The following is a 12,121-nucleotide window of genomic DNA, read 5'->3' on the forward strand; positions in this document are numbered from 1 at the left end:
CGACCGGGGGCCCGGGTGCGAGCCGTTCCGCTGACACCTGCGGCCGATGCTGCTTACGCTGAGCTGCAGGAGGCTGCGATGAGCGGATCACCCACGGACCACACCGGCTACCTGCCGATCGCCGAGCACGGCCTGATCGGCGACCTGCGCAGCGTGGCGCTGGTCGGGACCGACGGCACCGTCGACTGGTACTGCTGCCCGTCCTTCGACGCGCCGAGCGTCTTCGCCTCGATCCTGGACGCCGAGCGCGGCGGCCGCTTCGAGCTGGCGGCGGCCGTGCCGGCCCGGACCAAGCAGTTCTACTTCCCCGACACCAACGTGTTGATCACCCGGTTCTACACCGAGGACGGCGTCGGCGAGGTCCAGGACTTCATGCCGGTCGACGGGGACACGGTGGAGACCGAGCGGCACCGGCTGATCCGGCGGGTGCTGTGCGTGCGCGGCTCCATCCCGTTCCGGACCCGGGTGGCACCCCGCTTCGACTACGGCGCCCAGCCGCACACCCTGCGGATGGTCGGGGACGTCGCGGTGTTCGAGTCCCCGAAGCTGTCGCTGGGGCTGACCGCGACCGTGGCGCTGGAGACCGAAGGCCCGGACGTACGCGCCGACTTCAAGCTCTCCGAGGGCGAGTCGGCGGTGTTCGCGCTCGACCAGGTCGGCGGCGAGGTGACCCCGCGCCGCTGCGCGCGCACCGAGGCCGAGGAGCAGTTCAACAGCACGGTCGCCTACTGGCGGCACTGGCTGTCCGCCTCCAAGTACCGGGGCCGCTGGCGGGAGATGGTGCACCGCTCCGCCCTCACCCTCAAGCTGCTGACCTACGCGCCCACCGGCGCCATCGTGGCCGCCCCGACCACCAGCCTGCCCGAGCAGCTCGGCGGCGAGCGCAACTGGGACTACCGGTACGTGTGGGTGCGGGACGCCGCCTTCTGCGTGTACGCCCTGCTGCGGCTCGGATTCACCAGCGAGGCCGAGCAGTTCATGGACTTCCTGATCCGGCACGTCAGCCCGGAGGGTCACGGCCCCTCGGGCCCGCTCCAGATCATGTACGGCATCGACGGCCGCACCGATCTGACGGAGCGTGAACTCCTGCACATGGAGGGGCATCGGGGCTCGGCGCCGGTCCGGGTCGGCAACGCCGCCGCCGACCAGCTCCAACTGGACATCTACGGCGCCCTGATCGACTCGATCTACCTCTACGACAAGTGGGCCAAGCCCATCTCCAGCGCCCAGTGGGACGACGTGTGCACGCTGGTGGAGTGGGTGTGCGCGCACTGGGACCAGCCCGACGAGGGGATCTGGGAGACCCGGGGCGGCCGCAAGAACTTCCTGTACTCACGGCTGATGTGCTGGGTGGCGATCGAGCGGGCGATCCGGATGGCCAACCGGCGCGGCCTGCCCGCCGACCTGAACCGCTGGCGGGAGTGCCGCGACACCATCTACCGGCGGATCATGAAGCACGGCTGGTCCGAGACGCGGCAGGCGTTCGTCCAGCACGAGGACGGCGACGTGCTGGACGCGGCGGTCCTGATGATGCCGCTGACCAAGTTCATCGCGCCGACCGACCCCAAGTGGCTCTCCACATTGGACGCGTTGACCGAGGAGCTGGTCTCGGACTCCCTCGTCTACCGCTACGACCCGATGGCGAGCCCCGACGGACTGCGCGGCGACGAGGGCACCTTCTCGATCTGCTCGTTCTGGTACGTCGAGGCGATGGTGCACGCCGGACGGCTCGACGAAGCCCGGCTGGCCTTCGAGAAGATGCTCACCTACGCCAACCATCTGGGCCTGTACGCCGAGGAGATCAGCAACACCGGCGAGCAGCAGGGCAACTTCCCGCAGGCGTTCACCCACCTCGCCCTGATCAGCGCGGCCTTCAACCTGGACCGGGCCCTCGGCTGAGGAATGCCGTCGGCCGATGCCATGTTGCAGCCGGCATGACGACGAACGCGCCGCGCCCCGAGGTCCTGCGATACACCGCCTTCTCCAGCACCCCCGAGGGCGGCAACCCCGCCGGTGTCGTCCTGGACGCCTCCGCCCTGGACGACGACGCCATGCTGGCCATCGCCGCCGAGCTCGGGTACTCCGAGTCGGCGTTCCTGACCGCACCCCCGCGGGATCTCGACGGGCCGGCGGGACGGACGTACACCATCCGTTACTTCAGCCCGAAGGCCGAGGTGCCGTTCTGCGGACACGCCACGGTCGCGACCGCCGTCGCGCTGGCCGAGCGGATCGGCCCGGGGGAGCTGCTGTTCGCCACGCCCGCCGGCAGCGTGCCCGTGTCGGTGGCCGAGGAGGGCGGGACGGTCAGGGCCACGCTCACCAGCGTCGAGCCGCACGTCGAGGAGATCGCCGACGCCGACCTCGCCGAGGCGCTCGCCGCGCTCGACTGGCCGGCCGGCGATCTCGACCCGGCGTTCCCGCCCCGCATCGCGTTCGCCGGCGCCCGCCACCTCGTGCTGGCGGCGGCGACCCGGTCCCGCCTCGCGGAGCTGGCGTACGACTTCGCCCGTCTCGAAGCCCTCATGCACCGGCTGGACCTGACCACCGTCCAGCTGGTGTGGCGGGAGTCGGCCGGCGTCTTCCACGTCCGGGACCCGTTCCCCGTCGGCGGTGTCGTCGAGGACCCGGCGACGGGCGCCGCGGCCGCCGCGTTCGGCGCGTACGCCCGTGAGCTGGGCCTGGTCCCCGAGGACGCCGTCCTCACCCTGCGCCAGGGCGAGGACCTGGGCCGACCCGGCGAGCTCACGGTGACCCTGCGCGCGGGCGACCCGCGGGTCCGGGTGAGCGGCGCGGGGGCCCGCATCGGCTGAGGTCAGTGCCCGTGCGCGCCGGAGGACTCGTGGGGAGTCTCCTCGGCGGTCCCTCCGCTCGCTCCCTGGGCCCTGACCGTGAAGGCGGCCGTGTGGACCTTGCCCTCGTGCCGGAAGTCCAGGAAGAGCCGGTAGGTACCGGCGCTGGGTGCCGTGGCCGTGAAGGAGATGGCGGGGCCGGCGTCGGTGGTGCCGTCGCCGGGCTCGCCGTTCGGATGGACGTGCAGGTAGGCGAGGTCGCCGGAGCGCAGGGCGACCAGATGGCCGTAGGCGCCGAGGTAGGGCTGAAGGTCGGTGACGGGCCTGCCGGCCCGGGAGACCGTGAGCTTCAGTTCGCGGGCCGCGCCGGGGCGCAGGGCGCCGGCCAGCTTCACCTCGTAGCCGTCGGTCGTGGCGGTGCCGTTCGGCGTCGGGAGGTGCTGCGGGGCGTAGCTGCCCGACACCGCCAGGTCGGCGCCCAGGGTGAGGTTCGCGGCGCCCTTCTTCTCGGGGGTGAAGTCGGCGAAGACCCGGTAGTCGCCCGCGCGGGGCAGCGAGAGGGGGATGCTCCAGGTGCCGTCGGCGGCCCGGCTGGGATGCACATGGCGGAAGGTGTTCAGGTCGCGGGAGGCCACGATCAGATGGAGTTCCTTGTCGTGCTCGCGGCGGTAGGCGGTGAGCGCGCGGCCGTCGTCGTCCAGGACGGCGAAGCGCAGGTCGGTGGTGCGTCCGGCCGCGAGCCGAGTCGTCCGCAGGTCGAGGCGGTAACCGCCCTCGGCGATCTGGAGTCCGCCCGCTGGGGGTGACTCCTGCCCTGGAGCGCTCTCCTCCATATGGGTGTCATGGCGTACGGGCGCCTTCTCCCCGGTCACCGGGCCGATGCCCTGGCCCACGCCGTAGGCGGTGCCGAACGTGGCGGCCAGGGCGGCGGCGAACGCGGTGATCTTCAGTCCTGCGTGCATGGTCGGCACCTCCGGTACGGGTTCTCGATGCACCTCACCATACCCCTGGGGGGTATGAAGTCAACCCGATCGACCGGCTTGCTTGAGATACCCTATGGGGGTATACATGAGACCCGAACCCACCATACCCCCACCCGGTACTCACGAGGAGTGGCGATGACCACCACCGCAGCGGCCGAGACCGAGCTCGCCATCGGCGGTATGACCTGCGCCTCGTGCGCGGCGCGTATCGAGAAGAAGCTCAACCGGATGGACGGGGTCACCGCGACCGTCAACTACGCCACCGAGAAGGCCAAGGTCACCTACCAGGGCGGGATCTCGGTCCAGGACCTGATAGCGACCGTCGAGAAGACCGGCTACACGGCCCGGGAACCGGCGCCACCGGAGCCCGCCGACCCGGACGACGGGGAACCCGACGAACTGCGGTCCCTGCGCGAGCGGTTGATCACCGCCGTGGTGCTGGCGGTCCCGGTCGTCGCGATGGCGATGATCCCCGCGCTCCAGTTCGAGTACTGGCAGTGGCTGTCGCTGACGCTGGCGGCGCCCGTGGTGACGTACGCCGGCTGGCCCTTCCACAAGGCTGCGTTCACCAATGCCCGGCACGGCGCGGCCACCATGGACACCCTGATCTCGGTCGGTACGACGGCGGCCTTCGGCTGGTCGCTGTGGGCCCTGTTCCTCGGGACCGCGGGCACCCCCGGCATGAAGCACCCCTTCGAGCTGACGATCGCCCGCGGTGACGGCAGCGGGAACCTGTATCTGGAGGCCGCCGCCGGAGTCACCGCCTTCATCCTGGCCGGGCGGTACTTCGAGGCCCGCTCCAAGCGCAAGGCCGGGGCCGCCCTCAGGGCCCTGCTGGAGCTCGGCGCGAAGGACGTCACCGTGCTGCACGCGGACGGCCACGAACAGAGCGTCCCGGTGGCCGAGTTGAAGGTCGGCGACCGGTTCGTCGTCCGCCCCGGGGAGAAGATCGCCACCGACGGGACCGTGGTCGAGGGCTCCTCCGCCGTGGACGCCTCCATGCTCACCGGCGAGTCGGTGCCGGTGGAGGTCACCCCCGGCGACACCGTCACCGGCGCCACCGTCAACGCGGGCGGACGGCTCGTCGTCGAGGCGACCCGGATCGGCGCGGACACCCAGCTCGCCCGGATGGCCAAGCTGGTCGAGGACGCCCAGAACGGCAAGGCGGCCGCCCAGCGGCTCGCGGACCGGATCTCCGCCGTGTTCGTCCCGATCGTGATCGCCCTCGCGCTCGGCACCCTCGGCTTCTGGCTCGGCAACGGCGCCGGTACGGCCGCCGCGTTCACCGCCGCCGTAGCGGTCCTGATCATCGCCTGCCCGTGCGCCCTGGGCCTCGCCACCCCGACCGCGCTGCTGGTCGGCACCGGGCGCGGCGCCCAGCTCGGCATCCTCATCAAGGGTCCGGAGGTCCTGGAGTCCACCCGCAGGGTCGACACCGTCGTCCTGGACAAGACCGGAACCGTCACCACCGGCCGGATGACCCTGCTGGCCGTGCACGCGGCACACGGCACCGACGAGGCCGAAGTGCTGCGGCTGGCGGGTGCCCTGGAGCACGCCTCGGAGCACCCGGTCGCCCGTGCGGTGGCCGAGGGGGCGCTGGAGAAGCTGGGTGCCCTTCCCGCACCCGAGGACTTCGCGAACGTGCCGGGTCTCGGGGTGCAGGGCATCGTCGACGGCCACGCCGTGCTCGTCGGGCGGGAGCGGTTGCTCGACCAGTGGGCGATCGGACTGCCCGAGGAGCTCCGCCTGCTGAAGAGCACGGCGGAGTCGTCCGGCCGCACCGTGATCGCGGTCGCCTGGGACGGCGAGGCGCGGGCGGTGCTGGAGGTCGCCGACGCGGTCAAGGACACCAGCCGTGAGGCGATCACCCGGCTGCGGGGGCTCGGGCTCACCCCGATCCTGCTGACCGGAGACAACCGGGCCGTGGCCGAGTCCGTCGCCCGCGAGGTCGGCATCGACGCCGAGCACGTGATCGCCGAGGTGCTGCCCCAGGACAAGGTCGACGTGGTCAAGCGGCTTCAGGCGCAGGGCCGTTCGGTCGCGATGGTCGGCGACGGCGTCAACGACGCGGCCGCGCTGGCCCAGGCCGACCTGGGTCTGGCCATGGGCACCGGCACGGACGCGGCGATCGAGGCGGGCGACCTGACCCTGGTCCGGGGCGACCTGCGGGCCGCGGCGGACGCCGTACGGCTCGCCCGCCGGACCCTGGGCACGATCCGCTCCAATTTGTTCTGGGCCTTCGCCTACAACGTGGCCGCGCTGCCGCTCGCGGCGGCCGGACTGCTCAACCCGATGCTGGCGGGAGCGGCGATGGCGTTCTCCTCGGTGTTCGTGGTCGGCAACTCACTGCGCCTGCGCTCCTTCCGGGCACAGGCCTGAACTCCCCGGAGCACGGGAGGCCCGTCACCTCGGTGAGGTGACGGGCCACAGCCGTGAGCGCCGGCGGGCCGGGACCGGGCGTTACTCGCCGCGGTACGGCAGTGTCGTCCCCGGCAGGTCGTACTCGTCGCGTCTGCCGCACATCCCGAAGCCGCCGAGCCGGGTCGGTGCGGCCTCGTGGGCGGTCGCCGCCCCGAGGTACGCCGGCTCACCGGAGGCGAGCGCGTCCAGCTGGGCGCCGGTGCGCTCGGCGGTGGCCAGCGCCCCCGCCTGCCACAGCTCACGCCAGGTGGGCACCTTCTCCCGCACCAGGCGGGCGGCCGCGCGCTGGAACTCCAGGTACGGGCCGTTGTCGCCTGCGGCCAGGGCCTCGCGCAGGACGAGATAGCCCTCGACGGCCAGGTCCCTGCGGCGCCGGGCGGCAGCGGCCGTCTCCGGCCCGGTTCCGGACGGGAGCCGGGCCTGCGCGGCGTACCGCTCGGGGTCGGCGAGGACCTCGGGCGGGAAGGTGAAGACGGCGTCCCCGGCCTCGGGCAGGCCGCTGTTCTGCATCAGCACGGTGATGCGCAGCTCGCCGCCCTGGACCATGCGGTGCACCGTGCCGGGCGTGAACCAGGCGATCGAGCCCGGCTCCAGCGGGATCTCCCGGTAGCCGTGGGGGCTCAGCGTCTGCACCGCGCCCCGGCCGCCGGTGACGACGTACGCCTCCGTGCACACCAGGTGCAGATGCGGGCTGCCGCCGCAGACGCCGTCGGCGGCCTCCCAGTCGTAGGCGCTGAGGTGCGACAGACCGACGGCACCGGGCAGCGGGTGGGGAAGCTCCGGCTTGGTCACCCCTGAGGGCCCGCTCACCACGACAGCCCCTCCAGGTGCTCACCGACCCGTTCCGCGTCCCAGGCGCCGTCGGCGACGACCAGCCGGTAGCGGTACGCGAAGGACTCCCCCGGCGGCAGCTCGAACTCCTCGAAGAACGCCCAGGAGAACGCGACCGTCGGGAAGGGCTTCGAGCGCACGAACCAGTGCGATTCGTGGACCGCGGTCTCGGGGTCGAGGTTCTCGGGGGCGTGCGCGAAGACGAGCGTGGAGTGGGCGTCCACGTCGTCGTGCTCGGTGGTGAAGGCGAGCCAGGGGCCCTGGCTGCCCATCAGCTTGTCCGCGTCGGCGTCCGAGTCCGGGGCGAACACCGCGCCGCCGGTGAAGTCGCGGGGGCCGCGCCACTGGAGTCCGGTGTAACCGGCCAGCTCACGGCCCGCGGTGGTCGGGGAGCCGAAGACGAGGGGCTCGGCACGCAGGTTGGTGAGCCGGATCGACCAGTCCAGCGCCCACGAGCCGCTGGCCTCGTCGACCGAGTGGACGGCCAGGCCCCGCTCCTCCCGGGCCCACTCCTCGCCGCCGTTCGCCACCCAGGTCAGCGCCTCGGTGACGTCCAGCCGGTCCTCGGCGGCCGTGAACGCGGTGAAGCCGTCGTGCCGCATCGAGCCGACGCGCTCCGGCAGCGGCAGATAGCCCTGCCCGTGGACATAGCAGTTGCCGCCCCAGAAGTTCTGCCCGGACAGATGGCTCGCCGTCATCTGGAGGCCCTTGTGCCAGCGGTGGTCGTTGGGCCGGTAGCCGGTCACGGTGCGGCCGCCGAGGGTGCGCACCGGGTGGGCGTAGGGCTTCTTGGCCTCGAAGGCGTCGGGGTCGGGTCGGTAGACGTAGCGGAGGATCTCCGTGCCGTTCGCCGCCTCGACGGCGATGTGCTCGCCGTGGACGTGGCTGACGCGGATGCTCATGCGCGCTCCTTGGGGGCCCAGTGGGGGTGGTCGCCGTGCATGGCCGGGTAGAAGGGGTCGCCGGGCGCGATCTCGCCCGCGGTCACCGGCCGGCCCGTGAACGCGGACTTGTAGAGCGCGGCGGCGAACTCGAGGGTGGCACGTGCGTCGGCGCCGCTGCCGGGAGGCCTGACACCGTTGTCGTACGCGTCGAGCAGCGCGCCGAGCTGGGCCGCGTGGGAGCTGGGGACGTCGGCGGTGGGGGTGCGCCAGGCGTCGGCCCGTTCGGAGGCCACGTGCGGGGCGGGGGTGTAGGTCCAGTCCTCGTTGCGGTGGCCGTAGAGATGGGTGAGTTCGACGGTCGCGTCGGCGCAGTCGATGCGGATGCGGCTCACCTCGTCGGGTGACAGCACACTGTTGACGACGGTGGCGAGGGCGCCGTTCTCGAACCGGACGAGGGCGGTGGAGACGTCCTCGCTCTCGGTGTCGTGGACCAGCCGCGCGGCCATGGCGCGGATCTCCGCCCACGGGCCGAGCAGGTGCAGGAGGAGATCGTACTGGTGGATGCCGTGGCCCATGGTCGGGCCGCCGCCCTCGCTGGCCCAGGTCCCGCGCCACGGTACGGCGTAGTAGGCGGCGTCCCGGTGCCAGGTGGTCTGGCAGTGGGCGACCCGGGGGGCGCCCAGCTCACCGCTCGTGAGGAGTGCGCGCGCGTGCTCGGCGCCGGAGCCGTAGCGGTGCTGGAAGACGACGGCGGCGTAGGCGCCGGAGGCCTCCTCGGCCGCGGCGATCTCGTCGTACTCGGCGAGCGAGAGCGTGAGCGGCTTCTCGCACAGCACCCAGGCGCCCGCCTTGAGCGCGGCCACCGTCTGGGCGCGGTGCAGGGAGGGCGGGGTGCCGATGAGGACCAGGTCGGGGCGTACGGCGTCCAGCATCTCGTCGACGGAGGTGAACCCGGCAACCTCCTGGCCCGCGAGCTCGCGGAAGGCGTCGAGTCTGCCCTGGTCCACGTCGACGGCGGCGACCAGTTCCACCCGCTCGGCGTGGGCCCTGAGCGCGGGCAGGTGGCTGCCGCTGACGATGGCGCCGGTGCCGACGACTGCGACTCGGCGACGGGCTGGACGGGACATGCGGTCCTCCTCGGGCGTCCGGTGACGGGACGCTGACATGCGGGGAAAGCGCTTGCTCCCCGGAGTGACCCTAGATCCCCGGAGATTGTCCGAACAAGACCCCGGGGCGGCGATTTGTTGGCGGGACGGTGGTGGAGGGCGGGGGCGGGCTGTCGGGACGGGGGTGGGGCGGGGTGGGGAGTGCTGGGCTTGGCCGGTGGGGCGTAGGTGCCGTGGTGGGTCGTGCGTCGGCTGCGGGTCGGTTGTGGCTGGTCGCGCAGTTCCCCGCGCCCCTTGGAAATCGCGCTGTCTCTTTGTCAGTTGCCGCAGATGCGGGGCCGTCATCCCGCTTGTGGGGTCCTGTTGGTCACCCTGATCTTGGACTGGCCGTGTGGGAGTTGTTCCCAGTCGTCCATGAAGCGGGCTCGCAGGCCGTGTTTCTCGGCCAGGGCCAGGAGGGTTTCCGCGCGGTAGTAGAAGTCCTCACGGAGTACCTGGTGCTCCTCGCCCTCCGTGCGGTCGAAGGTGAAGTCGAACCAGCCGTTCGGGGCGAGCACCCGGCCGACGTGGGCCAGGCACTCCTCGATCACCGGCAGCGGCGAGTGGGAGAAGACGCTGTGTGCGTGGACGACGTCGAAGTGGGCCTCCGGCAGGAACCTCAGGGTGAGATCGCGGACCGGGGTCAGGTTCGGCAGCCGTTTCTGGAGGTCCATCGCGACGATCGTGTCCTGCGCGGCGAAGAGGATGTCCGGCGAGATGTCGATGCCGTGGTAGTGGCCGGGTGAGAGGTGGCGGATGAAGCGCCAGCCGCCGCGCAGGTTGCCGCAGCCGATCTCCAGCATCCGGTGCTCGGGCCGCAGGCCGTGACCGAGCAGGTAGTCGAACTGCATCGCCCCGAGCGCCAGCCAGCGCTCCCGGTTGCGGCTGCCCACGGCCGCGTCCGGGTCGGTGCGGGTGTCGGAGCGCATCACGGCGCGGTAGTAGGCGATGTGGTCCGGGTGGCGCCGGCTGAGCCACAGGTCGCGTGCGGCCCGCGCCAGATGGCGGGGCACCCGGTCGGGGTGGCGCAGGGCGTAGCCGACCCGGTGCCCAAGCGTGGCACGGTTGGCGGTGAGGTTCCTGGCGGGCATGGCGATGCCTTTCGGAGATCGTCGGCGTGCTGCCAAGCCTCGGTGCGGTGGCCGGGGGTCCGGGTCGGTCGACAGGGGCGTTCCCCGGGGAGGTCCGGGCGACCGCCATGTCAGCCGATCGGTTGATGCGCGGCCGCGCCGGGGGCGTTAGACACGGACCATGAACCACACCGATCCGGAGGAGCGCCGGCTGAGCGTGATCGTGCACGGCGCGTTCTTCCTGCTGCTGGGCTCGTCCCTCGCCCGCTTCCTGAGCCGTGACCAGGGCGGGCCGCGCACCGGCTGGGTGGTGGCCCTGTTCGGCTTCTTCGCTCTCCTCTACGTCCTCGGGCATCTGCTCGCCCCGCCGCCCCGCCCGGGACTGCCGCCCACCCGGCGTCATCTGCTCTGGCTGGGCTCGGTCACCACCGTCTGGGTCGTCCTGTTGGCCCTCGCGCCGAGCGCCACCTGGTGTGTGATGCCCCTGCTCTTCGCCGGGCTGCACGCGCTGCCGCCGAGGATCGCGGTGCCGTCGGCGGCCGTGCTCACCGCGCTGGTCGTGCTCTCGGAGATACGGGTGGCCGACGGGCCCCTCAACCCGAACATGGTCGTGGCCCCGCCGGCCGTCGCCGCGGTCGCCACCGCCGTACTGGTGCATCTGCAGCGGCAGGGAGCCCGGCAGCGGGTCCTGATCGAGGATCTGGTGCGCACCCGGCACGAACTCGCCGCGACCGAGCGGCGGGCCGGGGTGCTCGCGGAGCGGCAGCGGTTGTCCGCGGAGATCCACGACACCCTCGCGCAGGGCCTGTCCAGCCAGCGGATGCTGCTTCAGGCCGCCGAACGGGTGTGGGGCTCGGAGCAGGCCCGGGACCATGTGCGGGCGGCGGCGGAGATCACCTCGCACAGTCTCGCCGAGGCCCGTCGCTTCGTGCACGACCTGGCCCCGGCCGACCTCGCGGAACGCTCGCTCGCCGAGGCGCTGCGTGAACTCGCCCGGCGGGAGAGCGGTCCCGGGCTGACCGTGGAGTTCCGGCTCGACGGGGACCCCGGTCCCCTGCCGGAGCGGGTCGCGGGGGCGCTGGTGCGGATCGCGCAGGGCGCGCTGGCCAACGTACGCGAGCACGCGGCGGCGACCCGGGCCGCGCTCACCCTGACCTGGCTGGACGACCAGGTCTCGCTGGACGTCGCGGACAACGGCAGGGGGTTCACCCCGGACGCCGGCCGGCCGACCGGGTCCCCAGGCGCGCCTCAGGCACTCCGGTCCCCAGGGCCGACTCAAGCACCCCGGTTCCCAGGCGGGACTCAGGCACCCCGGTTCCCAGGCCCGACTCAGGCACCCCGGTTCCCAGGCGGGACTCAGGCACCCGAGACGTCGACCGGGCCTCAGGAGCCTCGGCCGCCGGCCAGTGGTCAGCAGCGTCGCTCTCCGACCAGGCATCAGGAGCCTCGCTCTCCGGCCAGGGTTCAGGAACTCCGATCCTCGGCCAAGCCCCAGGAGCCTCGTTCCCCGGCCGGGCTTCAGGAACCCCGCTCTCCGGCCGGTGATCAGGAGCGTCGCTCTCCAGCCAAGCCTCAGGAGGCTCGGTCCCCGGCCGGCGATCAGGAGCGTCGCTCTCCGGCCAAGCCCCAGGAACCCCTGCCGCCGGCGGCGCCCCAGGCTCCCCACCCCACACCCCGTGGCCACGGACTCCCCGCCATGCGGATCCGGGCCCGCCAGGCCGGCGGCACCCTCGCCGTGGAGTCCACGCCGGGCGAGGGCACCGTGGTGTCGGTCGCCGTCCCGCTCGTCGTCGAGGAGACCGCCCTGTGAGCACGCACCCTGTGAGGTCGACCCCTACGAACTCGCCTCCTCCAAGTGCAACCCCTACGAACCCGCCCCCTCCAAGCCCAACCCCTACGAACCCGCCCCCTCCAAGCCCAACCCCCACGACCTCACCCCCTCCAAGCCCAACCCCCACGACCTCACCCCCTCCAAGCCCAACCCCCACGACCTCACCC

The 12,121-nt window shown here is 72.5% G+C and carries 8 protein-coding genes and 1 pseudogene; 4 read left to right on the forward strand and 5 right to left on the reverse strand.

Going from position 1 to position 12,121, the window contains the following annotated elements; genetic code table 11:
• The first annotated feature begins 78 nt into the window (after nt 1-78).
• Nucleotides 79-1,899 (forward strand): glycoside hydrolase family 15 protein, encoded by a 1,821-nt coding sequence (locus ACFULQ_RS21935; RefSeq protein ID WP_383546391.1) that lies wholly within the window; start codon nt 79-81, stop codon nt 1,897-1,899.
• 35 nt (nt 1,900-1,934) lie between these two features.
• Complete coding sequence (locus tag ACFULQ_RS21940) at nt 1,935-2,810, forward strand: PhzF family phenazine biosynthesis isomerase (protein WP_383546393.1); 876 nt, start codon at nt 1,935-1,937, stop codon at nt 2,808-2,810.
• A gap of 2 nt (nt 2,811-2,812) precedes the next feature.
• Here ACFULQ_RS21940 and ACFULQ_RS21945 read toward each other — a convergent pair whose 3' ends face one another.
• Entirely contained in the window at nt 2,813-3,751 is a 939-nt protein-coding gene (locus ACFULQ_RS21945) for a hypothetical protein (protein WP_383546394.1), read from the reverse strand.
• A 156-nt stretch (nt 3,752-3,907) separates the two neighbouring features.
• Between ACFULQ_RS21945 and ACFULQ_RS21950 the strand changes: the two genes are divergently transcribed.
• The gene (locus ACFULQ_RS21950; protein WP_383546396.1) at nt 3,908-6,151 is read left to right on the forward strand and encodes a heavy metal translocating P-type ATPase; all 2,244 of its coding nucleotides are present in this window, start codon (nt 3,908-3,910) and stop codon (nt 6,149-6,151) included.
• Between the two features lie 81 nt (nt 6,152-6,232).
• Here ACFULQ_RS21950 and ACFULQ_RS21955 read toward each other — a convergent pair whose 3' ends face one another.
• From ACFULQ_RS21955 to ACFULQ_RS21970, 4 genes are all read right to left on the reverse strand, one after another.
• Nucleotides 6,233-7,003, reverse strand: a complete 771-nt coding sequence (locus tag ACFULQ_RS21955) for a cupin (protein WP_383546397.1) — start codon at nt 7,001-7,003, stop codon at nt 6,233-6,235.
• On the reverse strand, nt 7,000-7,926 hold the full coding sequence (locus tag ACFULQ_RS21960; protein WP_383546398.1) for a PmoA family protein: 927 nt from the start codon (nt 7,924-7,926) through the stop codon (nt 7,000-7,002). Before ACFULQ_RS21960 ends, ACFULQ_RS21955 begins: the two co-directional genes overlap by 4 nt.
• Nucleotides 7,923-9,035, reverse strand: a complete 1,113-nt coding sequence (locus tag ACFULQ_RS21965; protein WP_383546400.1) for a Gfo/Idh/MocA family protein — start codon at nt 9,033-9,035, stop codon at nt 7,923-7,925. The genes ACFULQ_RS21960 and ACFULQ_RS21965 overlap by 4 nt, the downstream gene beginning before the upstream one ends.
• A 320-nt stretch (nt 9,036-9,355) precedes the next feature.
• Nucleotides 9,356-10,144: a class I SAM-dependent methyltransferase gene (locus ACFULQ_RS21970; RefSeq protein WP_383546402.1), complete on the reverse strand. Its 789-nt coding sequence runs from the start codon at nt 10,142-10,144 to the stop codon at nt 9,356-9,358.
• A gap of 160 nt (nt 10,145-10,304) precedes the next feature.
• Here ACFULQ_RS21970 and ACFULQ_RS21975 point away from each other — a divergent pair.
• A pseudogene (locus ACFULQ_RS21975) lies at nt 10,305-11,357 on the forward strand (sensor histidine kinase); the annotation flags it as partial.
• Nucleotides 11,358-12,121: the final 764 nt, after the last annotated feature.

Source organism: Streptomyces sp. NPDC057253 (assembly GCF_042669125.1).
Taxonomy (GTDB): domain Bacteria; phylum Actinomycetota; class Actinomycetes; order Streptomycetales; family Streptomycetaceae; genus Streptomyces.